Origin of the sequence: Natronoglycomyces albus, assembly GCF_016925535.1 — a bacterium.
GTDB classification, from domain to species: Bacteria; Actinomycetota; Actinomycetes; order Mycobacteriales; family Micromonosporaceae; genus Natronoglycomyces; species Natronoglycomyces albus.
Genome location: NZ_CP070496.1, coordinates 2,993,939 through 3,018,408, shown reverse-complemented (window position 1 = coordinate 3,018,408; position 24,470 = coordinate 2,993,939). Strand labels below are relative to the sequence as shown.

Sequence of the window (24,470 nt, the reverse complement as noted above, 5' to 3'; positions counted from 1 at the left end):
ATGACTGAGTCGACCAAAAAGCCCCATCCCCGGCCCCTCGTTGGGATCATCATGGGTTCGGACTCCGACTGGCCCACAATGGAGGCAGCGGCGGAGGCTCTCGATTCTTTCGACGTTCCCTATGAGGTGCACGTCGTCTCGGCCCACCGCACCCCACACGGCATGATGGCCTACGCCGATAGCGCCGCTGGCCGAGGCTTGAAAGTCATCATCGCCGGAGCCGGGGGAGCGGCCCACCTTCCCGGTATGGTGGCCTCGTCCACGCCGCTGCCCGTCGTGGGCGTTCCTGTGCCACTCAAACACCTCGACGGCATGGATTCGCTGCTGTCGATCGTGCAAATGCCCAAAGGAGTTCCGGTCGCGACGGTCTCGATCGGCGGAGCCGCGAACGCGGGTTTGCTAGCCGTGCGCATGCTGGGCATCAACGATGACAAACTGCGCGAGGCTGTCAGTAACTACCAAGTCGACATGGAGCGCATGGTCGCCGAGAAGGACGCCCAGCTGCGGTACAAGATCAGTCACCGCGACTGAGCACGGTTACGGCGACGCTGAAGCCGATTGTCCGCCCCACGCGCGATCCGAGGATCACCGTGTCCAGCCTGCGGGAAACCGTATTCATGGGATGAATGCTTAAGGGTGATGTGCCTGGTGAAGCGGGCGTTGTAGTCTGGGGCGGTGCATTACTATGATTCGGTCTTGGACCTCATTGGCAACACGCCGCTGGTGCGGCTGAACTCGGTTACCGAGGGTATCGCCGCCACGGTACTGGTGAAAGTCGAGTACGTTAACCCGGGCGGCTCGGTGAAGGACCGCATCGCCAAGCGCATCGTCGAGGCGGGAGAGAAGAGCGGACAGCTCAAACCCGGCGGTACGATCGTCGAGCCCACTAGCGGCAACACCGGCATCGGCCTAGCGATGGTCGCTCAGCAACGCGGATATCGCTGCGTCTTTGTGTGCCCAGACAAGGTCGCCGAGGACAAGCGCAACGTCCTCAAGGCCTATGGGGCCGAAGTCGTCGTCTGCCCCACGGCCGTCGACCCCGAAGACGAGCGATCCTACTACCGCGTCTCCGACCGACTCGCCGAGGAAATCGAAGGCGGCTGGAAGCCCAACCAGTACTCCCACCCAGCCAACCCGGCCTCTCACTACGCCGACACCGGCCCGGAACTATGGCGGCAGACCGATGGCGAACTAACGCACTTCGTGGCGGGCGTGGGCACCGGTGGCACCATTTCCGGCACCGGCACCTACCTCAAGGAAGCCTCCGACGGGCGCGTCAAGATCATCGGAGCCGACCCGGAAGGGTCGGTCTATTCGGGCGGTACTGGTCGCCCCTACCTGGTGGAAGGCGTCGGCGAGGATTTCTGGCCGGACAACTACGACCGCAATGTCTGTGACGAGATCATCGAAGTCACCGACGCCGAATCGTTCCACATGACGCGCCGCCTGGCCCGCGAAGAGGGCCTCCTGGTCGGCGGCTCCGCCGGAATGGCGGTCGTGGCTGGCCTGAAAGCCGCCAAGAACGCCACAGCTGACGACACATTTGTGGTCCTGCTTCCCGATGGCGGTCGCGGCTACCTTTCGAAAATCTTCAATGACAAGTGGATGACCGAGTTCGGTTTCCTCTCCGCGGGCGACAGCGCCACGACCGTCGGGAGCGTGCTGGCGGCGAAATCCTCCGATATCCCCGAGCTGGTACACGTGCACCCCACCGACACGGTGCGCGAGGCGATCAACATCTTGCGTGAGTACGGCGTAAGTCAAATGCCGGTGCTTAAGGCTGAGCCGCCTGTGGTGATGGGAGAGGTCGCAGGCGCGGTGGCCGAGCGAGAGCTAATGGACGCGCTGTTTAACGGCAAGGCCTCGTTGCACGACCCGGTGGAGAAACACATCGGCTCCTCGCTGGCGACGATCGGCTCTGGTACCACCGTGGCCGACGCGGTCGCCTTGCTGGCCGACAAGGACGCGGCACTGGTCTTGGCCGAGGGTAAACCCGTCGGCGTGTTGACCCGACAGGATTTGCTGGCGTACGTGGAAAACTAGCGGCATGGAGACTAGGCGAGGGGCACCGACCGTACGGTCGGTGCCCCTCGCGCTTCCGGCAGCGCCGCTGCTTAGCCTCGGGCTAAGAGGGTGACGGCCCCCAATGTCGCACCCATTGGGGGCCGATCGGAGGTGTCGACCGAAGTCAGACGACACCAAGTTCACAGGTCGAGTAGACCTTGGCAGTTAGGACTGACCGGCCGACCAGGCGTTGAGGGTCCCGTCTTGGAAGCTGAGATTAAAAATCTGCAGCGTGTAGGTTCCCGAGACGGTGCCGACGTTGGCCGTGTACGTGCCAGAGTCAGGTTGGCCGATGTTTTTCAGGGTGTGCGTGGTCCCATTTGGGGCCACGAGCATGTACCACAGGTCAGATGCCGCAGCGTGTGTCACGTCGATGTCAACCGTGATCGTGCCTGTGGCCCCACCGCACTCCAGCGTCAGATTGGACGTGGTCATCCAACCAAACTGGATAGGTTGCGCGGAGTTGTTCTCAGCGAAACAATCCGGCGCTGGCGGCCCGTCGCCGATGGTGAGCGTGTAACCAGTCGAGTGGTCGACGGTTCCCGATCCGGTGATGGTTATGTCCACTAGGGCGTCGGCAGCCTCTGCTGCGGCGGTGAAGGTGACGTCGGTGGATTCTCCGGAGATGATGGTCTCCGAGGCGAATTCGACAGTCACATCCGCGCCTGAACCGGTGTGCGACAGCGTGACCTCTTGCGGGTCGCTGCCCGCGAGGGTCTCGGTGTTGACAGTGGCGGTGACGGATTCACCGGCGTCGACTTCTCCGCTAGCGGGGTCGACCGAGATGGTGAACCCTTCGGGCGGTTCTTGGTCGAGGACCGAATCGACCCAGTCGCCCAGCTGGCCGGTCATTTTCGCGAAGATGCTGTACCGGTCGCACATGCTGGAGCCCCACGAGGTGATGCCGACGACGACGCCGTCGACGATGAGGGGGCCGCCGGAGTCACCCGAACAGATTCCGGTGCGCCCGTCGTTGTAACCGGCGCAAATCATTTGGTCGGGGTTGACCACCACGTCGAAGACTTGGCAGTCATTGTGGTTGTTGATGGGCAGGGTGGTTCCCATCAACACACCAGAGGCTCCGCCGGATGACTGCTGTCCGAAGCCCAGGGTGAAGGCTTCGGCTCCAGGCTGAGTCAGTCCGCTGTCGGCGGATGTCGCGACGGTGACCCAGTCGGAAGGGGCCACGGGGATGTCGTCGGCGACGGTCACGATGGCCACGTCATGGCCTTGGCGCCAGCCGTTGGGCCCACCGTAGTTGGGGTGAGGCAGGTATTCGACGACTTCGGATCGCCACAGTTCGTCACCTGGCGAGTTGAGGTCGTCGTCGCCGTAGAGGTAACTTTTGGCGCCACTGACGTCGATCATGCAGTGTGCGGCGGTGATGACTTGCCGTTCGTTGACCACACTGGCCGTGCAGGAGGCACCCTGTGGGCCGCCGCCACCGACGCGCAGCCCGGTGATGATGAATGGGTGGTCGACATATGAGGCCGGGGTCCCGTTCACGATGGTGGTGCTGGCCTCGTCGGCAAGGAGTTGATCGGTGGGATTGGCCGCTGTGGACACTTCTGGGGGCACCTCGGTTGGTTCCGCGTGGGCCGTCGCGGCCCACGGCAGAGCCACTGCCAGCGCGGTTATGGCGATTCCGGCCATAACTTTCTTGAATGTCATGAGGGGTACCTTTCGGGATTCTCGGAAGGCCTCACGGAATCAACGTGGGAGGTCGCCTAGGCCGGGAAACCAGTAGGAGAGCTTTATTCAGATAGGCTCAGTCAGGCCGTTGGAGGTAGCATTTACGCAGGTAAATCAGCTATCGGCCTGGTTGTGAGCGATCGTGTGAGTAGAGCTCTAGTTTGGGTGGCCGCACCGGATGCTGTTTGTTGCGGCCACCGCGAGTGTCTGAGGCCAAGGGGTGGTCAAGCTTCAGACAAGGGGAAGCGTATCGGCATAATTCGATACTTGGCAATGGGAGGAAACCCTCGTCAGCTCAGGTGGGTTGAGGAGGGGAAGCCCCTGTGTGGACCGCAACGGCTTCCCCACAAGATCACTTGCGGGTAGTATTCCGGTCTGCGAGGAGCGTGAATCACATGTCCGTCCCTATAACGTTTTGCCCGCCGATTGAGCGCCTCGGTGTCTTGTCGCATGTCCGCAAGTCGTTGGCCGTGAATTATCGGGCGATTTTGTGTGGTTTGCCGGGAGTAGGTAAAAGTGTTCTGATTGATCAGTTCTTGAGCGATGTCGATGACGCGTTGATCATGCGGGCGCATCCGACCGACCGTTGTGCTCCCTATGCGACGCTGGCAGAGCTTTTGTGCGAGGTCGATGAGTCGCTCATTGACGATCTGACTCCTCCGCGTCGGGACGCGGTGTCGACTCTGCTGCGCCGGAATGCCTCGCCGATGGAGCAGGTTGACACGGTGGCGGTGCATCTGGGGGTCCGGGACTTGTTTCGGGTGCTCACCGGGGAGCGGCCAATGTGGTTGGTGATCGACCCGGCCGATCACATCGATGCCTCCAGCCTCAAGTTGCTTTCGCAATTGTGGAAGCACGTCAGCCCGGTCCGGTTGCGGCTGTTGCTGGCGGCCCGTCAGCCGGGGCTGTATCGCAAATTGGGAGCGACTGCCCAGCACGAGATCGGGATTCCCCCGTGGGACCTGGCCGAGATCGTGGAGGTGTTGGCTCCGTTGCAGTTGCCCAACCGACATGTGGCGGGCATCCATCGAGCCAGTGGGGGCCGGGTCGACCTGGCATTGCGCATCGGTGGCACTATGCGTGCCAGTGGTAGCGACGGAATCGCCCCCTCCTTTGGTCCGGCCGTGGAGACGATTGCGCATGAGCAGCTGGCGGCCCTATCGCCGCGTGCGCAGCATACTTTGCTAGTCGCCGCTATGGCTTTGCATCCGACCGAGGCGATGCTTCGCCGCGCCGGTTGTTCCAAGGTCCATGAGGACCTAGTTGAGGCCACTCGGGAAGGGCTGACGGCGGTGGACGCGACAGGCTTGGTGACATTCCACGCCGAATCGACGTCCGAGGCGTTGCTGGCTGCGGCGTCCTCAGTGACGGTCAAGCGGGTGCATCGGCGCCTGGCCGAAGTCGTGGCCGACTCGGTTGCCTCGGTGCGGCACCGGGCGATGGCCACTGACGGCCCCGATGCGGAACTAGCCGCCGAACTTGACCGGGGTTGTGCGGTGGCCAAAGGGCGGGGCGATTTGGTGCTGGCCTCGGAGCTGTCGCTATTGGCAGCTGATCACACTCCGGCCCAGGACGATACGGAGGCGACCCGACGGTTGGTCGCCGCCACTGAATTGGCGGCTGCGGCCGGACGCATCACCTTGGTGGAGCGGGCGGCAAGGGCGGTGTTCGAACGGGGCGGTGATCCGTCCGATCGGTTGCGGGCGCAACTGGCGGTCATCAACGCGGCTGGCCAGGATTTCGAACAGGTGCGGGAGATCTTCAGCGCCGCCGCGGCCAATGCCAAGACCGATCCGGCCTTGCAAGCGGAGCTGGCCTTGTGGCGGGCGTGGCGTACCCACATTATCGACGGCGACCTCTGCGAAGTCCTGGAGCAGGCCCGGCGGGCCGAACAGCTGGCCGAGAGCTCCGGCAACGCCTGGATCCACATGCAGACCATGACGATGGTTGGTCGAGTACAGCGGATGCTGGGCGATCCTGCTGCCGAGACCACCATCGCCCGGGCCTATGCGATTCACCCCGATCCAGCGACCGATATCCCCGGCTCGGCTCGCTTTGTGTGGGCCCGGCACGCGCTCTTTGACGACCGCCTCGATGATGCGCGCTCGGAGTTTGGCGCCTTGCTGGAGTTGGCCAAACAGCAAGGAGATTTGAAGGCGCTGACCGAGGTACTGCGCAGCCTCGCCGAGATCGAGTTGCGTAGCGGCAACTGTGTCGAGGCGCGGGAGTTGATCGATCGTGCTCTAGCTCATTTGGCGCACTCTGACCTGTCGTTGAGCCCGCTGTGGTACGTCTCGGCGCTAATCGAGACAGCAGCGGGCGACCATCGGCGGGCCACGACCTTGGCCGGGCAGGGGCTGGCGGCGGCGCGGGAAGACCATGATGTGGTTTTCACCATTCGCAACCTGTTTGTGCTGGGGCAGCTGGACTTGCACGCGAGTAGGTCCGCGGCGGCCGTTGAGAAGCTGCGCGAGGTGCAGAGCCTGGAAGATCGCTGCAATGTCGGCGATCCGTCGGTCTTGCACTGGCGGGGAGAATTGGCCGAGGCGCTGGTGCAGACAGGCGAGGTGGAAGCGGCGTGGTCGCTGATTTCGCACACCCGGGACCGCGCCGCGGAACTGGGCCGGGAGAACGTGCAGCTGCGTATGGACGTGGCCGAGGCGTCCTGTCGGGTTGCTGCCGGTGAACACGCCAAGGCCGCCGAGCTGCTCGAACGGGCCCGCTCGGGGTTCGCTCGCATGGGTTTGCGTATCGAGCAGGGCAGGGCGATCTTGGCGATGGGGGTACTGGAGCGGCGGCGGCGTCGGCGCGGTCACGCCCGGCAGTTGCTAGGGCAGGCCTCGGAGCTGTTTGCCGAGTGTGGAGCGGGGCCGTGGATTGAGCAGGTCGACGCCGAGCAGCGGCTCTTGGAGGACGCCCCGACCACTGAGACCTCTGGCTATGGGCCGTTGACGACCGGAGAGGCGCGGATCGCCAAACTCGTCATAGGCGGGGCCAGTAACCGGCAAACAGCTACGGCACTGAACGTGAGTGTGAAGACGATTGAGTCCCGGTTGAGTCGCATATATCGCAAACTTGGCATCCAAAGCCGCACTCAACTGGCCAACTATCAGTGGGAAAGGTCCGAGCAAATCGAAAGCTGAGCCTGGATTCAGAGCGAGGCGGATATTGGCCGTGGAATTCAAGGCGAGGACCAGGTCTCGGGGCACCGGGTACGAACGTGGAATCTGGCCACCGGCATGAGATGGCTTGGGGACGCCTCTACGAGACGTCCCCCGGACCTGGTCCGGCTCGAACGGACAGCCTCCCTCTCCAAATGGGGCGCGGTCATCCGGAGCCAGCGCGCCTAGGGCAGGACGAACTCACCTTAAAGGACTCAACTAGGTCGGTCAAGGCTATTTAATCCCGATCGGGCAGCTCATCCCATTGGGGCCGTGATTGCAGTACCCCAATGGATTCCAGTACAGATACTGCTGATGGTAGTCCTCGGCCAGCCAAAACTGCGGCGCCTGCCCGATGTGAGTGGTGATCGCGCCGCGGCCATGCGCCGCCACAACCGGCGCGAAGGCCGCAGCGCTGCGCTGGGCGGCCTCTAGCTGCGGCTTCGTCGTGGTGAAAATGACCGACCGGTATTGGCTACCGACGTCGTTTCCCTGCCGCATTCCCTGCGTCGGGTCGTGATTTTCCCAAAACACCTTCAGCAGCGCCTCGTAGTCAACCCGGGCCGGGTCGTAGACGACCCGCACCACCTCGGCGTGACCTGTGCTTTCACGACAAACCGCGTCGTAGTCGGGCCGCTCAACGTGCCCGCCCTGATAGCCCACGGCCGTGGCATAGACGCCCTCGGTTTGCCAAAAGAGACGTTCGGCTCCCCAGAAACACCCCATCCCGAAATAGGCGACCTGGAGACCCTCAGGCCAGTCCGCGTCGATAGGAGTCTGCAAGACCGGGTGTTTCAATGCGCTCATGGGGCAAGTCTGACACGAAATTAATCGATTGTCGGTGGCAACGAATACTGTCAGCATGAGGCAGAGCGCACAAACGGGCGCAGTGACAACAAGGAGCAACATTGGTAGCGCGACTTCACGCCATCACCATCGACGCGGAGAACTCCTACAAACAGGCGCTGTGGTGGGGTGAGGCCCTGGGCTGGGTTGAGGACAAAGACGACCCCAACGGGCCCGACCACACCGAAAACTATGTGGGGCCAGCAGAGGCGGAGGGCACCGGACTCCTCTTCATCAACGTGCCGGAGAAAAAGACCATTAAGAACCGGATTCACCTGGACTTGGAATCCGACCGCACCCGTGAGGAGGAAGTGCGGCGTCTCGTAGAACTGGGGGCGAGCGTGGTGGCCGACAACTTCGTTCGCCCCGACGGCTCTGGCTGGGTGGTCCTAGCCGACCCGGAGGGAAACGAATTCTGCATCGTCCGCTCCGAGGCCGAACGGGCGGCGACCGCCACCGAATGAGGAGGCGGGAGGGCTGCCTGGCACTGTGGACCAAGCAGCCCCTGGCCCTGGTCGAACCGGCAGTCCCTTCCGCCTAAAAACGGGAGGGGCTCAGCCCTCAACGCTTTTCTTCGAGTCGAGAACCCCATCCCCGGTTGTGTCCTCCACGACCGTGTCAAAATTTTGGTCACCAGTGGTGTCGATCGAAACCTTGTCAATGGCACCGTCGTTGTCAAAGTCCACGGCCTTCATATTGGCCTTACCGTCACCAGTCGTGTCGATGTGATACTCGGTGTGTCCCTCTGCGTTCTTCATCACGCCGACGGTGTCGGGCTTACCGTCGCCATCGACATCCATCTCAAATACTTCAGCCTCTTCATACGGCATGAGTGATGCTCCAAACCTATGGGGGAATAATCTGGTAGCACCATACTGCGCCAGCACTAATGCGTGGCATCCCTGTCAGCTAGCGTTAGAAGCGAGCAGTCTTTGAGGCGAAAAGCAACTAGAGGGGCCAGGAGAGACCACACATGGAACACAACCAAGGATTCAGCACCAGGGCAATCCACGCCGGGCAGGAAGCTGACCCCACAACCGGCGCCGTCATCGTGCCCATCTACGCGACCTCAACCTACCTCCAAGACGGGGTCGGGGGACTGCGCGGAGGCTACGAATACAGCCGCTCGGCCAACCCCACCCGCACCGCCTTGCAAGACTGCCTCGCCGCACTTGAAATGGGACGGCACGGCTTCTCCTTCGCCTCCGGCCTCGCCGCTGAGGACACGCTACTACGTGCCGTGCTCTCCCCCGGAGATCACGTCGTCATTCCCGACGACGCCTACGGCGGCACCTACCGGCTATTCGACAAAGTCGCGACCCGCTGGGGCCTCGGATACGACCCCGCCGACGTCACCAACGTCGAGGCCGTGGCCGACAAGATCCGCCCCGAAACGAAAATGATCTGGGTCGAGACTCCCACCAACCCGCTGCTGAGCATCGCCGACATCCCCGGCCTAGCCGCCTTGGCCCGAGACAGAGGCCTGCTCCTAGTCGTCGACAACACCTTCGCCTCGCCCTACCTGCAAGTGCCTCTGGAACTGGGAGCCGACATCGTCGTCCACTCCACCACCAAATACCTTGGTGGGCACTCCGATGTCGTCGGCGGCGCCCTGATCGTCAACGACGACGAACTAGCCGAGAAAATCGGATTCCACCAAAACGCCATCGGTGCCGTCAGCGGCCCCTTCGACTGCTTCTTGACCCTGCGCGGCGTAAAAACACTAGCGGTGCGCATGGACCGCCACTGCGACAACGCCGAAAGAGTCAGCGCCTGGCTGGGCGAACAACCGCACGTCGCCGAAGTCATCTACCCAGGACTAGAAAGCCACCCGGGCCACGAACAAGCCGCCAAACAAATGCGCCGCTTCGGCGGAATGGTCTCCTTCCGTCACCGCGACGGAGAACAAGCCGCAGTCGACCTGTGCAACCGCACCAAGGTCTTCACCCTGGCCGAGTCACTGGGCGGCATCGAATCACTCATCGAACACCCAGGCCGCATGACACACGCCTCCGCCGCAGGCTCCCCGCTGGAAGTGCCCGGAGACCTCGTACGCCTCTCAGTGGGCATCGAAGATGTCAACGACCTCTTGGCCGACCTGGAACAAGCCTTCGGCTAACGCACCACCCGGAGGGCACCCGGCAAGGTGCCCTCCACCTTGGTGGCCCGGCCGACCCCTGCCATGATCACCCACCGCCCCGAGGGCCCAGTAGGCTGACCGAGCACGGCCACCCCAACGCCATGCGCAACCGTGGCGACACTTGCCACCCTCCCGGTCACACCCGCCCCGGAAAGAAAGGCCACCCGTTGAGCTGGTCCGGAGTCACCGCCAGGCAAATCGCGCGCGCCGTCCGCCGAGGCGACGCCGACGCCGCCGCCGTCGTCGACCAACACCTGCAACCGATCGAGGAAAACCCACACCTTGCCGGGGCACTCACCCACATGCGCACCATCGACGCGCTCGCCGAAGCCGCCACCGTCGACGACCTGCCCGACCTCTCCAGCCTGCCACTGGCCGGCGTTCCGGTCGTCGTGTGCGAACAGATCGGCATCACCGGGTTGGCACCACGCCTGGGATCACACTCATCGGTACTTCCCATCCACGAAGTCGATCATGAAGCGGTGCAACGACTCCGAGGAGCTGGCGCGATCATCATCGGCACCGGACGTTCCTCAGAACTCGCCCTCTGGCCAACCACAGAGGACGGACGCCACCTACTGCGCAACCCGTGGCGATCCGACCGCGGAGTCGGCGGACCCTCGGGTGGAACCGCGCTGGCCGTCGCGGGAGCGGCCGTGCCCATTGGAGTGGGCCTAGACGGCCCCGGAACCGCTGGGGGAGTGCGCACTAGCGCCGCCGCGTGTGGCCTGTTCGGCTTTAGTCCCGAACACGAACCGGCCACCGCTGACATGGAGGCCACTCGGTGGCTAGGCGGGATGGTCGGCATCCTGGCAACCACAGTGGACGACGTCAAGCTTGGTTACGCGGCGTTGAGTCGTCGCCACGCCCGCCCCAGCGCCGAACTGGGTCGCCTCCGTGTCGCCGCCTCCAACGCCCAGGTCTTGCCATTGCCGACGACGGTCGACCACGAAGCGACGCAGGCTCTACTCAACACAGTCCGCCTGCTTACCGACGCCGGGCACGACACCGCCCGCGCCAACCCAAAGTTCGGTCCCCGACTGGCCGGGGCCTCCTCGGGGGCGTGGACGGCCGCAGCCTACCTGCGCGCCGAGCGTGCCCAATCCGACCGGCTCCAGCGTCGTACTCGCCGCCTCGTGGCCCTTGGGGAGCGCACATTCCTGCGTGGATACTTCGGCGGGGTGCTGGGGGATGGCGCGCGCGTGCGGCAGCACCTCGAAGACTGGTTTGCCGACCATGACTATGACATCCTCATGACCCCCGGTATGCCCTCCCCGCCGCCGGCGGCGCAGGCCTGGTCCCGGGAAGGACTGCGGGCGAATCTGCGGCACACCGCGGCGGCGGCGGCGTTCACCGCGCCGTTTGCGCTCAGTGGCCTCCCCGCCCTGGTGGTGCCCGTCGGAACCCGTGGGGATGGGTTGCCGGCCACCGTCCAGCTCGTGGCCCCACCGGGCGGCACCGACCGGCTGTTCGACCTGGCGGCGCAGCTGTGGGCGCAACTTAGGCCCCGTCGTTATTCGACAGCCATCAAGTGGAAGTGAAACCGCAGCGTCTCGGTGTTGAAGGGCTGGCGCATTCACGTGTGCGGAAGGGCGGCTAGACCTGCGTCACAACCACCCGTGCCCCCTGTGGCGGGAAGTCGGGGCCGGTATGTAAACTATGGGACGTCGCCACGAAGGGACACAAACCTCCAGGTATACGAGGGGCTATGGCGCAGTTGGTAGCGCGCTTCCATGGCATGGAAGAGGTCAGGAGTTCGAATCTCCTTAGCTCCACAGTTACAAAACCGGTTCTCGAATGAGGGCCGGTTTTTTGCATTCTTCAGCAGGTGTTGCACGGAATCTCAACGTAGCCGATAGCGCGCTTCCATGGCATGACCGCATTCATGACGATGCTGCGCATCGGCCGGTCAGGGGTTCGAATCTCCTTAGCTCCACCACATCTGAACAGCAAAAACACCCACAAGGATCATCCCTTGTGGGTGTTCTGTTATCCAGGCTCGATACGGCCCGTGCTTGGGTTACCCGCCCAGCTATCCACTATCGAGCGTAACTCTCATCCCGCCGAGACAGGTCACTGGACGCGGTACACGCGGCAAGCCGATTAGATCGGCAATCGCTCGCTTCGAGGTACATCTTTGGGCTCCGCCAAACGGTCGCGAGATGCGCGATGCCCTCTGCTGGCACGGCAAGGCAGACTTCAGTCGAGATTCCGACAGCAGTCTCGATCCGGCATTCGCGCAGGTCTTGGGGCAGTGTTCCGGCGGTGCTGTCGATGGGGCCAGATCGGCTCTGCGCATGTTCATCCTATTTTCCGCTTTGGGGGTTGTGCTTGTGGCCCAGCATCTGTACTTTTATTGTCATGTTGACAATAAAAGGAGTTCAGTAGTGTCCGTAGATGAAGAGCCATGGTCGCCACCCGAGATCTTGGTCGCCGTTGACCTGGTGATTCTTACTCTGAGGGCGTCGGCGTTCCATGTCTTGTTGATCAAACGTGGCATCGAGCCCTTCGCAGGTTGCGAGGCGTTGCCAGGCGGATTCCTGAACAACGCGGGCGAGGACATCCTGGCGGCGGCACTGCGTGAACTTCGGGAAGAGGCCGATCTCGACGGAACCCGGTTGCACATCGAACAGTTGGGCGCGTATGGCGCGCCCGGGCGTGACCCGCGTGGGCGGGTGTTGTCCATCGCGTATCTGGCGGTCGCTCCAGGTCTCCCCCAGCCGGTTGCGGGTACCGACGCTTCCTCTGCGGAGTGGAGGCCGGTCGGGCATGTGCTGTCGGGCAAGGTGAATTTGGCATTCGATCATCGCCAGATCGTTGAGGACGCGGTGGAAAGGGCACGGACAAAGCTCGAACACACACCTCTGGCAACCGCCTTTTGCGGCGAGAAGTTCACGATCGCAGAGCTTATGCGGGTCTATGAAGCGGTCTGGGATGTAGAGCTCGACCTGCGCAACTTCTATCGCAAAGTTCAGAGCGTTCCTAACTTCATCGAACCCGTCGGGACCGACCGCCGTCCCGCGAAGGGGCGACCTGCGCGTGTCTTCCGCGCTGGCTCTGCCGTGACGTTGCACCCGCCGTTGGTGCGCCCCGAATCATCTACCGGAACCGGAGAAAAGCGATGATCGACTGCAAGAGCGTTGTCGTCTTGACGGCGTTGAATCTCGAGTACGCCGCAGTCCGAATGCACCTCGACAGGCTCACACTGCACGTTCACCCCGCGGGCACCCGGTTCGAGCGAGGAACGATTCGTGGCACTGATTGCAAGGTGGTATTGGGGCTCACCGGGGTGGGTAATCAATCGGCTGCCGTGATCGCTGAACGCGCTATCCGGCAATTCAACCCCACTGCGGTGTTCTTCGTAGGAGTAGCGGGCGCGTTGTGGGGCACTCCCCTAGGAGACATCGTCGTTGCTTCGCGCGTGTACGCCTATCACGGAGGTACCAGTGAAGACGACGGGCTCAAAACGCGTCCGCGCAGCTGGGAGGCAAACCATTCAATAGACCAGCTCGCCAAGTCGCTTGCCCGTTCTTCCGATTGGACGGCACGGCTGCCCTCCGAGGTAGAACATCCCAAAGTCCACTTCGGTCCCATTGCCGCCGGGGAAATCGTGCAGAACTCGCGAATCTCGCGTGAAGCGCAATGGATTCGTGAGCGATTCAACGATGCCACCGCGATCGAGATGGAGGCTGCGGGAGTCTCTCAAGCAGGTCACCTCAACGAAACGACGCCGGTGGCAATCGTGAGAGGAATAAGCGACTTCGCAGACGGGACCAAAGGCTCCAACAACGATGGCACGTGGCAGCCACGGGCCGCCGCGAATGCTTCCGCATTCGCCATCCAACTCGCGGAAGACCTGATAACTCAAAGGACGGAAACCATGACCTCGACGATGCCAGAACCCCGCACCACAACGGCCGGCACCGTTTACAACATTTCTTCTGGGCCCGTTGGAATACAGGCTTCCTCAGTTTCCGGCAGCACCGTAACGATGAATTCGGGCCCGGGCCACGATACTCCAAGAGACCCTCTCTCGGTACTAGTCGAGCTCCGCACTTGTCTTGATCGCGATCGCTCCAATGGCGAAGTCGATGACGATACATACGAAGCGGCCAAAGACGAACTGGAGACAGCTGAATCCGGTCTGAAAGAAGCCGGAGACCGCGGCAAGAAGAAGTCGTTTCTTGCCCTGAAACGGCTCAGCGGCCTCGTGGCCGGAACGACGAGTGCCGCGGCTCATGTCACTTTGGTGATTGCGGCGCTGGGAGGGCTGACGTGAACCATGTCCCTCCTAGCTCACCACCCCAAGGGGCGAATGTCTACAACAGCGCGGGACCCAATGCGACAATTGGCATCCAGGCCGAAGAGGTGCACAACGCGACTGTGTACCAGATGTCCCCTCAACCGAGTCCTCAGGAGAAGTTCGCCACAGGGCTGCGCTACTTGAACGACGGTATTCCGTCCCAAGCCATCAAGCTCATCAGCAACGCCATCGCCAGCGGCTTGGACAACGCAGAGGTTCGGTTTTACTGGGCGCTGGCCATGCTCAGCAAACGAACGTACCGTGATCTATCCCGCGACGAGCGCAATCACCTTGACGAGTTCGCTATTAGTGGTCGTCGCTACCCGCCCAGTGAGTATCAAACCGCGTTGGAGGCGATTCGTCAGGTTCTCTGCCACATCAACGGCACAGGCAGTGACCTGGAAACCGCTGAGAAGGAAATCCTTGCGCTGGAATCACACTTGCGCGTGAAGATCGAGCGCCATCTCAGTCTGGTCCTCTCCGGAGCCACTAGGGACAAGCTGTGGGGTGAGACGAAGAAGCATGCGGCTGCAGATAGGTTTGGCAGTAATCGTACGAAGCGAGTATGGGCGTACTTCCATCCCGACCCGATCAAGCCCCGGGTGCGTAAGGTGGAGCGACCAAACGTCACCACTTCGGACCAAGCCACCGCCAGTGCGGCGATCGGCATCGTCATGCTGGCTACCATTTATCTCGGTTGGACGGCTCTCACTAACGTCCTGCTGGTACCGCTACTGGCGTTTCCTGTGGTCCTTATCGCCGGTTACGTCGGGGTACGAGATGTTTTGGAATGGCGCTATCGGCTTGACCGCATTCGGTTCAAAGACAGCCAGTACTGTTCGACTTATACGACAGAGACTCGTGGAGACTCGGGGTTCGCCAATCAGGTCAGTCGTAGTTTCACCCGCTACTTCGCCCGCTACCGGCCACATGGAGTTGACCCGGACATGTGGTTGGTTCTGACCTCGGGCATCCGGGGTCACCTCAGGAACGAGATCGCTCATCTATACCGGGAACAGAGAATCCCCATCGGACGGGTCAACTGGTTGATCGGCCACATTGCTCAGCAGGTCCGCCGTCAATTGCTCGATGGAACCTTCTATGACTACCGGACGCGCTATCGCCTAGATCAGGAAACGGCGCTCAGGTGCGTTCTGTCTTTGACGGTCGCGTCCGTGTGTGCTCTGGCGATCATCGTGGGCACCATTCAGACTGCACCGCTTTCGGTCTCTGTCACGGTCCTGGCAATGGTGATCGGCAGTGCTTACGGATTGTCGCGGCAATACCGCATTTTCAGCGAGCGACGTCGATACCTCGATGATGAGGAGGAAGCCGAAGCGGAGCAGAAGGAACGTATGGAGGCTTACTTTCGATGGAAGCAGAAACTGTATTCCACCCGCCCCAAAGAGTTCGAGATGGAAAGGTGGCTTGACTGCGACAGGGCTGTCTTGATCGACGAAGCCCTGCGCCACTACCGGCTGTCTTGGCGTGACGTGATTTCCTGGGCGATGTTTCAGGCGCCGGCGCGCAATCGCAAGCGGCACCGTGATCAGGGCGGCCCGTGGCGGTTCTCCCGCTACGAACTACGTCTCTTTCTCATGACCGAGGACGGCGTCCGCGAGGTTAAGTCCGAATTGGACTTTGAACATTCCATTTTCGAGGGGCAGGAACGCAACAACTTCCGTTTTGACGCGCTCTCGTCGGTCCACGTTGCCGAGAGAGCAGGCCGAGGTGGTATCACCTTGAAACTGACCTTGACGAACGGGCCTACACGGGAAATCCGCGTCACTGAGATGGATACCTCCACGTCTAATCCGATCGTTGAGGATCTCGACTTCGTCCGAATCAATCTGGACGCGGCAGGGTTTACCCACGCGCTCGGTCTGCTAGAAGGGATCGCGGCCGAAGGCAAGGGTTGGATCGAACGGGATGCTGAGCAGATGCACCGGGTCTCATAGCTGTGTGTACCCGTTGCGCCGTTTCCCAGTTCAGCATGCCTCAGAATGAGTGTTGCCGAGACAGGGGTTTTGTGGCTCTTTTCGAAATGAAATGAGAAGTTCACCCAGGTGTTCGATGTGCTGACAAGGCAGTATCTGGCAACGAAGGGTCCTCATACAGGCCGCTACTCTCCGGCTTCGCGAAGAGCCAGAGGTTTGAGGATGGTGATCTTACCTCGCCCTAGTTTTATGATGCCGTTTTCAGAGAGTGTGCCCAGGGCCTTAGTGGTGGTTTCACGAGACGTACCAACCAGGTCGGCCAGCTGTTCATGGGTGATTCGCACGTTTGGAGTCGCGCTGCGGATGCCACGCCGGTACTCCTTGCGGGCCAACGTGTGCAAAGTCGAGGCAATGCGCTGTGGCGCGGTCTTGAGGACGGCGTCGGAAAAACGTTGCTCGGTCTCAATGAGACGGCGGCCTAGTACTTCAGCCACCCGCAGGGCGATCTTGGGGTTGCTCAGCAAATACTTGTGGACATCGCCGCGATCCATCAGGCAGATGGTGGCCTCGTCCATTATCTCGGCGTATTGGTCATACATGTGTTGTCCCAGCAACACCATTTCACCGAAGATTGTGCCTGGTTCCAATAGCGCCGTTGTCAACGCACGTCCATCAGGACCGATACGAAAAATGCGGACTGTGCCCACTTTGAGAATGAAAAGGGTCTCGACGCTTTGCCTTGGTGAGAAGAGGACATGGCCACGTTCGAAGACTCGCATGGGGGCTTGCTTGGCGATTGCGTGCAATTCCCCGTCATTGAGGTCGCGAAAGATATCAACTTCGGAAAGATAACGATTCTTGATTTCATCGGTGGGCATATCGCTCACAGCAGTGCTCTCCTGTCCGGTAGGCACTCCTGGCGCCAGGCGAGCCTCGATGAGGTGTTCCAAAGTCGCACCCTCATGTGCGCCACCGCATGGGCTGATGTTCGTCGAGGTCGCGATGCGCTCATTCCTCATGTCCTTAACCATGGCCGAAACGGTACCGGCCCATGGTAGCCGCCTTCTGTATCCGCCGTCACCGTAGAGGCGCTTGTCCGATTTCTTCAACAAGGCGGTGCATCTTCGCTACTTCCCGCGACTTCATCGATATGTGCCCTGAATCACAGAAGTCTCCGTTGGGTGTCAATACGATCAGTGCTTTCACCACCTAGACCTGCCATAGGGCAGGCGTAGCGAAAGTGAGTTGATAGAGATGGCGACCGTTGATTCTGTGGGTTTCACTGGTTTTAAAGCGCTCTTGGCGCGGGCAATGCCCGGGATTGCTGGCGGCCTGATAGGTGGTCTCGCTTTCGGAATTGTGATGCATGTCGAGGGCATGCTTCCGATGGTCGCCATGATGGTGAATTCGGAGGCTGTCGTAGTTGGATGGATTGTCCACCTCATCATTTCAATTGGGCTGGGTGTGACTTTCGCGTTTATCTTTGGTTCGGCGGTGAAGAGTTTCGTCCACGGGCTGGCATTTGGTGCGATGTGGGGTGTCATTTGGTGGGTACTTGGGGCACTCATCCTCATGCCGATTTTCCTAGGGATGAGCGAAATGGTCCTCACAATCGACACCATGCAATGGAAGTCGCTTATGGGTCACATGATCTTCGGCCTTGTTATGGGAGCTGTTATTGCTCTCGTCGCGCCGAAGTGTCATAGCAAACTGCGTCAATCGAACAGTTAACCAAGGCACTGACTACCTCTGCGAGGGAAACGCTGAAATACGAACTGCCGAAGTAAACGGACAAGAGCGTAGTAGTGACCCCTTCTAGCGGGAATCCATGGGGCGTTTCCGGTGGACGATGCTCAACATCGTCCACCGGAAACGACAAGGCCATGTGCGGGGATAGACTCACCGTGGCGACCTTGTTAAGTGGCTGGAGTGACATGTGCTCTCAGGGAATGACCAATCGCCAAGCTGTCGTATCCCAGCCGCCAGAGGTCGCGGTGGGCAACGGTGACGGATTCACCCATAGGCTGAGATCGAGTTTGCGTCCTCGCCCACCACCGATTGAGACACTCGTCCTCGAAGGAGCCCGACATTCCCGCACGATTCGAAGAACTCGATTTCCAGGAAACCTCGATGGGCGAGGTCAGCTTGCGCCGCCGCCATGACCTCACCGTCGACGCCGAGGTCTACGAGGTGAAGTTGGGCGAGGAGTACCTCATGTCCAGCCTGTTTACCGTCGCTGAGGTCGAACTGGCACGTCTGGGTTTGGCAGCCTGCGCCGGTGATGATCTGGAAGTCGTCGTTGGAGGCCTGGGGCTGGGCTACACGGCGCGCGCCGCCTTGGCCGACCATCGAGTCCGGGAACTGACGGTGATAGAGGCACTGGCACCGGTGATCGATTGGCACCGGCGCGGGTTGGTCCCCGCTGCATCCGAGCTGACCGGCGATGAGCGGACTCAGATTGCGCACGGAGACTTCTTTGCCGAATTCCAAGCCCCGACCGGACGCCAGTGGGACGCGATCCTGCTCGATATAGATCATTCACCACAGCACGTACTGCACCCAGATCACGCGGAATTCTATTCCTCGGCCGGGCTGGCCAGGGTGGCGGCGCGGCTGCGCCCTGGCGGGGTCTTCGCTCTTTGGTCGAACGACCCACCCGAGGAATCGTTCACCAAACTCCTCGCCGGTGTTTTCGCTGAGGTTGAGGCCCACCGAGTGACGTTTCCCAACCCGCTACAAGACCGCGAGGCGCTCAACACGGTCTACACGGCGAAACGCACATAGGACACGGGGACGATCTACCCGTCATTTTCGCTTGCGGGCGTGGATGTGCTCGATCGCTCCCAGCGAATGCCGCTGGCCGTCGACGATTTCGATGTCCATCTGCTCGAGGATGGGGCGCGGGCGGCGGGTGTAGTGCTCGCCCACCAACGGAACGCTAACGAGGTCGGCGAGGTGCTGCACGATCCGCAGCGGCCAAAACGTCGCCGCCACGTGGTCGGCCAGCAACAGGTCACCACCGGGCCGGAGTACCCGAATGGCCTCGGCCAACACGGCCCGCTCATCAGGCACACAACAGAGGGCGAACGTGCACACCACCGCATCGAAACTCTGGGAAGCGAAGGGAAGCGCGGCCGCATCGGCCTGCCGTAGCTGGATCTCGCGGCCTGACTCCACTGTGCGCGCAGTGGCGGCCGCTACCATCGCCGCACTCCAGTCGACGCCGGCGAGGTCCACGTTGGCCGGATAATATTGAAAGTTCGCCCCGGTTCCGACCGCGATTTCCAGCGTCACACCCCGAGCCCGGCCACAAACCCAACGGCGGCTGGCGGCCAATAGTCGCCTTTCGGCGCGGCGGGTCTTCGCATCGTAGGTGGCAGCCTGCCGGTCCCAAAATCGAATGAGCTTCTCGATGCGGCGCGCCATCGGTCAGTTCAACTTCTGGCGGAAGAAGTCGGCCTTTTGCTGCGGGTGGTATCCCTCGCCAACACCCTGCACCACAAAGGCGTCCCCCTCAATATGCCGGGTCCGCAAAGGCAGGATCTCTTGATACGCCTTGGAGTTGTACCAGTCGCGGGCCTCGTCCATACCGGGAAACTCGATGATCACCACATCACGGTCCCAGTCGCCTTCGTGCGACTCGACTTCACCACCATGCACGAGGAACGTTCCGCCGAAGGGATCGAGAGTGGCCTGAAGACGTTCCAAATATTCGACCATGTCCGCGTGTAGTTCCTTCGTGCGAAACAGGCCGACCGCGTATGCGGGCATATGACTCCCTCCTAGCGCGGCACCACGACTGAGAAGCGACTGCGAGACTCAGCGCGCGCCTTGCGGGAAGCGCCATCTACGACAGCGCGTGAACACCTCTTATCGTACAAGTCTCGACAGCCGAAAACAGATACTCACCTTGGGCGCCATCGGAGCACGGGGCTTCAGCGAGGCCGCGAGCTACCGGCTATCGCCACCGGGCACTGAATCGACGCATGGGAGGCAGATGGTTGACCTGTCCAGCAACGCAGTGCGGCCGGAATGTGCCTGCCGCCAGCCACGTGCGTGCGGTGTGGGCATAGTTGACAAGCTGAGCCGAGCCGGTACGGTCCTTGGCGGAGGGACCCAACCGGAGGCGGATCACCACCCATCCGCCCACCCGATTCCCGCCGCCGCGACGACCACGCCCGGAACCAGGCATCCCACCTGTCTGAACAATCCGCTGGCAAAGGGCAGCCACGCCACGCTCAGCGCAGCCATCCACCGACTGGAGACCACATGAACCTCGAATCCACGTCCCCGACCATCCACTGGGTTGGCATCGGAATGTCCACCGGCCATGAAGGACTGTCCTTCTTGTCTACTCAAGCCACGGTCGTGGTTTGGGGACGCAATCGGGCGCGGGCAGCACAACGGCTGGAACAACTGGGACTGCCCGAGCTCGAACACCGGGGGCTTGACGTCGACGACCTCGCCTCGGCATTGCGGCCCGGCGATGTGCTCGTATCCATGCTTCCAGCCAGTCACCATGCCGACTTGCTACGGACGGCGCTCGAGGCCGGGGCGCACTTCGCCTGCACCAGCTACACCTCAGAGGAAATGGCCCAAGCCGGAGAGGAAGCGGTCGAAAAAGGGCTGGTCATCCTCACCGAAGCCGGGCTCGATCCTGGCATCGACCACCTGATGGCGCACTGCCTGGTCGCCCAAGCCCGAAATGACGTTGGCGACGTCGCCGAGGCGGTGACACTTCGCTCCTACTGCGGCGGCATTCCCGCGCAACCGGGGGAGTTCCGTTACCAGTTCAGCTGGGCACCCGTCGGCGTCCTGAAAGCACTAGGCAGTCAGGCCCGCTACATCGAGGGCGGCAAAGCCATCGTCGCCGAGCAGCCATGGGAAGCCACCCGCGAACACCAGGTCAACGGCGAAACCTTCGAGGTCTACCCCAACCGCGACAGCATCGGCTTCGTCGAGCAATACGGATTCCCCTCAACCTGGCAGGTCGACCAGTTCGTGCGCGGAACCCTGCGCCCGGACGGATGGCGGCAAGCCTGGAAACCAGTCTTCGAGGCTGTGGCCTCGCGTGACGAGGAACGGATCTCCGCGCTCGCTCACGAACTGGCCCAGAAATACCCCACCACGGAGGCCGACCGTGACCGGGTGCTGCTGACAGTCACGCTTGAGGTCAAACAGGGCTCTCGCCGCTGGCAGGGCGAATACACGCTCGACACCATCGGAGACGAGCGCGATACCGCGATGGCTCGCTGCGTCACCAACTCATTCGTGTTCGCTTTGAGCCAGATGGTGCAGGGCAAGTTCGCACCAGGGTTGCATCGAGCGACCGACGATGAGGCAACCGCCCAACGCTGGCTGGAATTCCTGGCCGAACACGGTCTTGCCACCTCGCACACGGTATCGCTGACCGAAGAGGAATCGGCCTAGATCAGACTCGAAACAGCCCGGCGAAGGCGTTGCATGACCGCGCATGTCCTTGCCACGTGCGGTCATGCCGACCCAGGCGGGCAACCTGGCGATATGCCCGCAAAAACCTGAACCCACTGGTGGCGCTGGCGGAGTTGAAGGTCCCAGAACTGAGGAAGTGAGTTTTTCTCACCTGGGACCCCCGTATTTCATTATCGCAAAAATCCGGTTTGGGTGGCAAAGGGAAGTTCGTCGCCTGTGGATAACTTGTGGGTGCGAGCGAAAAATAACCAAAGATAGCTTTGACATATGCAAACGCCAAAGATATCTTTGGTAAATGCGCATTACCGACCCACGGGCCATGCGGGCGTTGGCTCATCCGTTGCGACTTGACTTGATCGAACTGCTCGGAACGTATGGCGACTCCACCGCCGCCCAATGTGCCCGACGTCTGAACTCGAACCAGGCCAGCTGCTCATTTCACCTTCGCCAGTTGGCCAAATACGGGTATGTCGAACAAGCGGAGCCCACCGGTGACGCCCGCGAAAGGCCCTGGCGGCTCACCGACATCGAGCAAAGCTGGTCGCCCACAGGCGCCGCCGCCGAAGAGCTAGAACGCGTGTTCGTGCAGCGCGAAGCCGAACGCATCCTCTCCTGGCGGTCGCAACAGGAGGCCGAACCATGGCGTGACACCGGATTCCTGGGCGGCTCCACGGTGCCCATGACCGCCGAGGAGCTCGCCGAGGTGCGAAATCAGCTGCACGCCGTCCTAGCTCCCTACATCGACCGGCTCAGTGACCGCACCGACTGGCCCGAAGACCATCGCTTCGTCCGCATCTTCATCGCCGGAACCCCACACACAGAAAACGGAGACTGACCATGCCAGAAATCGATACTCAGGTGCCCACCGCCGTCGGCGACCTGGGAGCAATCATTCGCCTCCCCGACCACAATGAACCACTGCCAGGCGTCGTCCTCGTCGATGGTTCCGGGGACGGAGACCGTCTCGATTACGGAGGCTGGCCCGAATGGATCGGCCAGGCCGGCTCGGTGACCTTGCGGCACGATAAACCCGGTTGCGGTGGATCACCTGGGCATTGGACCGCCCAATCGTTCGAAGACCGGGCCGAGGAATCGCTTGCGGCGCTGAACGTGTTGCGTGAACATCCGGCAACCGCCGGCCAAAAGGTCGGGCTATATGGCATCAGCCAAGGCGGCTGGGTGGCCCTGTTGGCGGCCGCCCTCGCCCCAGAAGAGGTGGACTTTGTCATCTGCCACTCGGGCCCGGGAACCTCCCCCGCCGTACAGGAACGCGACCGCCTAAACAAGGAACTCGCCGAGGCAGGCCACCCCGAGGCAATCGAAGCCGAGGCGATGGCCTGGGTCGACGAACGCCTAGAGCGGCTGCGCGGAGGCGAGGATATCGAGGGCATCCTGGCCGACCAGTCACGCCTTGCCGACCGGCCGTGGTACTCCACCGTTACGTTCGCGGGCAACACCGTCGCCGAACTGGAGTTCTTTCGCCGAATCCTTGACTTCGACCCGGCCCACGTCCTTCCACAAGTGCACTGCCCCTTGCTGGCACTATTCGGAGGCGCAGACAGTTTGGTTCCCGTGCAAGAGAGCCTGGCGATCTTTGCCGAACATCTACCGCCCGCGCCAGCCGATCACGGTTTCGTCGTCTTCCCAGGCGCCAACCACGGCCTCTTCATCGCCGACCCCGACCCGGCGATTCCTCGCCGCGACCAGCTCGCGCCAGGCTACCTGGCCATCATCGAATCATTCCTACGCGACCGGCAACAAGCGGCTCAAACTTTGGTCACCGCCTGAGAAATAACCGATACGCAGGCAAGAAGAGGGCGCGAACCGAATCGATTCGCGCCCTCCGCCACAGTGCTAGTTGTTGCGAGCCTCGGCCTCGGCCCGCAGCTTGGCGATGGAATCGTCATCGCAGGTGGCCCAAAATTCGCCCACGACATCTTCCAGATGTTCCATGGACTTGGCCTCGAAAAGAACATCCTGGTACTTAGTGATGTCGTATTCGATGGTGCCCATGACCCCCAGGTCAAGGGGCTTGATTGTCATCGAGCGGAACTCGTCGATTTCCCCGTACGAGGACAATATCCCCGCCCCATACGCCTTCAGGCCGTCGCTTTCGCGCATGACCCCGAACTCAAGGGTGAACCAGAAAACCCGAGAGACGAACTCCAGTGCCTCCTCGGAGACCACACGTCGCGCCGCCTGCCCGGCAATGCGATACAGCGAGGCGAACCGTTCGGAAGCCAGCGCGTTGGCATGGCCAATGACCTCATGGATCACATCCGGTTCCGGGGTGTAGAACGGTACCGAGTGGTGGCGGATGTATTGCGTGGAGTAAAAGTTTCCATCGGCCAGTACGCCGTAAAAGTCCCGCAGTGGGACCAAGCCGGCAGCGGGACGATACGTGAACCCGGTCAAAGGGGCCAGCATTTGCGAGACTTCGGACAGCTGGGGAATTCGGTCCGCTGGCAGTTGCAGCGTTTCAGCGCCTTCCAGGTATTCCTTGGTGGCGAGCGTACGGTGCTTGGTGGCCAGTTCGGCGCTGACCAAACGCCAGACCTCATGCTCAGTCTCGGTGTATTCGGCCACCGGCACGGGGTCGCCTGGGTTCCAGTCCAAGGCGAGTGCGGCCAACGTGTTACGTCGCTGGCGGTACTCTTCGTCGGCGAAACCTGGATGTCCTTGCCCCAGTTCCACGACCACTGAACCGTCGGAGTCGGTGTTGACCGGCGCGAAATACTGTGCCTCTTCGAACATGCAACTATTGCACCAGCCTTGCAATCGCGTGTCAACAGAAGCCAATTTTACTGGCATATTTGCTCAGATTTGTCAGCGCTAGAAGCGATCAGCTGTCGTGATTGGTTTTCTCGGTGGCCTAT

The 24,470-nt window shown here is 61.7% G+C and carries 21 protein-coding genes and 1 tRNA gene; 15 read left to right on the top strand and 7 right to left on the bottom strand.

Annotated elements, in window-relative coordinates; all coding sequences use genetic code 11:
* Together purE and JQS30_RS13020 are read left to right on the top strand one after the other, a co-directional pair.
* Window positions 1-531 carry a 5-(carboxyamino)imidazole ribonucleotide mutase gene (gene purE / locus JQS30_RS13025; protein ID WP_213170680.1) on the top strand — a complete coding sequence of 177 codons (531 nt, stop codon included), beginning with the start codon at window positions 1-3 and terminating at the stop codon, window positions 529-531.
* Window positions 532-675: 144 nt separating this feature from the next.
* Window positions 676-2,043 (top strand): cystathionine beta-synthase, encoded by a 1,368-nt coding sequence (locus JQS30_RS13020; protein WP_213170679.1) that lies wholly within the window; start codon window positions 676-678, stop codon window positions 2,041-2,043.
* 186 nt (window positions 2,044-2,229) lie between these two features.
* Here the strand turns inward: JQS30_RS13020 and JQS30_RS13015 are convergent, their stop codons facing one another.
* Complete coding sequence (locus JQS30_RS13015; RefSeq protein ID WP_213170678.1) at window positions 2,230-3,735, bottom strand: S1 family peptidase; 1,506 nt, start codon at window positions 3,733-3,735, stop codon at window positions 2,230-2,232.
* 416 nt (window positions 3,736-4,151) lie between these two features.
* Between JQS30_RS13015 and JQS30_RS13010 the strand changes: the two genes are divergently transcribed.
* Window positions 4,152-6,899 (top strand): helix-turn-helix transcriptional regulator, encoded by a 2,748-nt coding sequence (locus JQS30_RS13010; RefSeq protein WP_213170677.1) that lies wholly within the window; start codon window positions 4,152-4,154, stop codon window positions 6,897-6,899.
* 252 nt (window positions 6,900-7,151) lie between these two features.
* Here JQS30_RS13010 and msrA read toward each other — a convergent pair whose 3' ends face one another.
* Window positions 7,152-7,724 (bottom strand): peptide-methionine (S)-S-oxide reductase MsrA, encoded by a 573-nt coding sequence (gene msrA / locus JQS30_RS13005; protein WP_246497917.1) that lies wholly within the window; start codon window positions 7,722-7,724, stop codon window positions 7,152-7,154.
* Between the two features lie 101 nt (window positions 7,725-7,825).
* On the opposite strand from msrA, the gene JQS30_RS13000 reads away from it, so the two are divergent.
* Window positions 7,826-8,227, top strand: a complete 402-nt coding sequence (locus tag JQS30_RS13000; protein ID WP_213170675.1) for a VOC family protein — start codon at window positions 7,826-7,828, stop codon at window positions 8,225-8,227.
* A 90-nt stretch (window positions 8,228-8,317) separates the two neighbouring features.
* Here the strand turns inward: JQS30_RS13000 and JQS30_RS12995 are convergent, their stop codons facing one another.
* Window positions 8,318-8,593 carry a hypothetical protein gene (locus JQS30_RS12995; RefSeq protein WP_213170674.1) on the bottom strand — a complete coding sequence of 92 codons (276 nt, stop codon included), beginning with the start codon at window positions 8,591-8,593 and terminating at the stop codon, window positions 8,318-8,320.
* A 143-nt stretch (window positions 8,594-8,736) separates the two neighbouring features.
* On the opposite strand from JQS30_RS12995, the gene JQS30_RS12990 reads away from it, so the two are divergent.
* From JQS30_RS12990 to JQS30_RS12965, 6 genes are all read left to right on the top strand, one after another.
* Window positions 8,737-9,882 (top strand): cystathionine gamma-synthase, encoded by a 1,146-nt coding sequence (locus JQS30_RS12990; protein WP_213170673.1) that lies wholly within the window; start codon window positions 8,737-8,739, stop codon window positions 9,880-9,882.
* A 188-nt stretch (window positions 9,883-10,070) separates the two neighbouring features.
* Window positions 10,071-11,444, top strand: a complete 1,374-nt coding sequence (locus tag JQS30_RS12985; RefSeq protein WP_213170672.1) for an amidase — start codon at window positions 10,071-10,073, stop codon at window positions 11,442-11,444.
* Window positions 11,445-11,605: 161 nt separating this feature from the next.
* Window positions 11,606-11,678 (top strand) — tRNA-Ala (locus JQS30_RS12980).
* A 612-nt stretch (window positions 11,679-12,290) separates the two neighbouring features.
* Window positions 12,291-13,028 (top strand): NUDIX hydrolase, encoded by a 738-nt coding sequence (locus tag JQS30_RS12975; RefSeq protein ID WP_246497916.1) that lies wholly within the window; start codon window positions 12,291-12,293, stop codon window positions 13,026-13,028.
* Window positions 13,025-14,182, top strand: a complete 1,158-nt coding sequence (locus JQS30_RS12970; protein WP_213170670.1) for a 5'-methylthioadenosine/S-adenosylhomocysteine nucleosidase family protein — start codon at window positions 13,025-13,027, stop codon at window positions 14,180-14,182. The genes JQS30_RS12975 and JQS30_RS12970 overlap by 4 nt, the downstream gene beginning before the upstream one ends.
* Complete coding sequence (locus tag JQS30_RS12965) at window positions 14,179-16,164, top strand: hypothetical protein (RefSeq protein WP_213170669.1); 1,986 nt, start codon at window positions 14,179-14,181, stop codon at window positions 16,162-16,164. The genes JQS30_RS12970 and JQS30_RS12965 overlap by 4 nt, the downstream gene beginning before the upstream one ends.
* A 164-nt stretch (window positions 16,165-16,328) precedes the next feature.
* Here the strand turns inward: JQS30_RS12965 and JQS30_RS12960 are convergent, their stop codons facing one another.
* Window positions 16,329-17,174: a Crp/Fnr family transcriptional regulator gene (locus JQS30_RS12960; protein ID WP_213170668.1), complete on the bottom strand. Its 846-nt coding sequence runs from the start codon at window positions 17,172-17,174 to the stop codon at window positions 16,329-16,331.
* 223 nt (window positions 17,175-17,397) lie between these two features.
* Here JQS30_RS12960 and JQS30_RS12955 point away from each other — a divergent pair, with 223 nt between their 5' ends.
* Together JQS30_RS12955 and JQS30_RS12950 are read left to right on the top strand one after the other, a co-directional pair.
* Window positions 17,398-17,874: a hypothetical protein gene (locus tag JQS30_RS12955; protein ID WP_213170667.1), complete on the top strand. Its 477-nt coding sequence runs from the start codon at window positions 17,398-17,400 to the stop codon at window positions 17,872-17,874.
* A 357-nt stretch (window positions 17,875-18,231) separates the two neighbouring features.
* Window positions 18,232-18,927 (top strand): polyamine aminopropyltransferase, encoded by a 696-nt coding sequence (locus tag JQS30_RS12950; RefSeq protein ID WP_213173086.1) that lies wholly within the window; start codon window positions 18,232-18,234, stop codon window positions 18,925-18,927.
* 21 nt (window positions 18,928-18,948) lie between these two features.
* On the opposite strand, the gene JQS30_RS12945 is transcribed toward JQS30_RS12950, so the two are convergent.
* Window positions 18,949-19,569 (bottom strand): class I SAM-dependent methyltransferase, encoded by a 621-nt coding sequence (locus JQS30_RS12945; RefSeq protein ID WP_213170666.1) that lies wholly within the window; start codon window positions 19,567-19,569, stop codon window positions 18,949-18,951.
* A gap of 3 nt (window positions 19,570-19,572) precedes the next feature.
* Window positions 19,573-19,914: a DUF1330 domain-containing protein gene (locus JQS30_RS12940; RefSeq protein ID WP_213170665.1), complete on the bottom strand. Its 342-nt coding sequence runs from the start codon at window positions 19,912-19,914 to the stop codon at window positions 19,573-19,575.
* Between the two features lie 498 nt (window positions 19,915-20,412).
* Here JQS30_RS12940 and JQS30_RS12935 point away from each other — a divergent pair, with 498 nt between their 5' ends.
* From JQS30_RS12935 to JQS30_RS12925, 3 genes are all read left to right on the top strand, one after another.
* The gene (locus JQS30_RS12935) at window positions 20,413-21,573 is read left to right on the top strand and encodes a saccharopine dehydrogenase family protein (protein ID WP_213170664.1); all 1,161 of its coding nucleotides are present in this window, start codon (window positions 20,413-20,415) and stop codon (window positions 21,571-21,573) included.
* 316 nt (window positions 21,574-21,889) lie between these two features.
* Window positions 21,890-22,429, top strand: coding sequence for an ArsR/SmtB family transcription factor (locus JQS30_RS12930; protein WP_213170663.1), 540 nt, complete (start codon window positions 21,890-21,892; stop codon window positions 22,427-22,429).
* 2 nt (window positions 22,430-22,431) lie between these two features.
* Window positions 22,432-23,382 (top strand): alpha/beta hydrolase family protein, encoded by a 951-nt coding sequence (locus JQS30_RS12925; RefSeq protein ID WP_213170662.1) that lies wholly within the window; start codon window positions 22,432-22,434, stop codon window positions 23,380-23,382.
* Window positions 23,383-23,448: 66 nt separating this feature from the next.
* On the opposite strand, the gene JQS30_RS12920 is transcribed toward JQS30_RS12925, so the two are convergent.
* Window positions 23,449-24,348 (bottom strand): phenylalanine 4-monooxygenase, encoded by a 900-nt coding sequence (locus tag JQS30_RS12920; protein WP_213170661.1) that lies wholly within the window; start codon window positions 24,346-24,348, stop codon window positions 23,449-23,451.
* Between the last annotated feature and the right edge of the window lie 122 nt (window positions 24,349-24,470).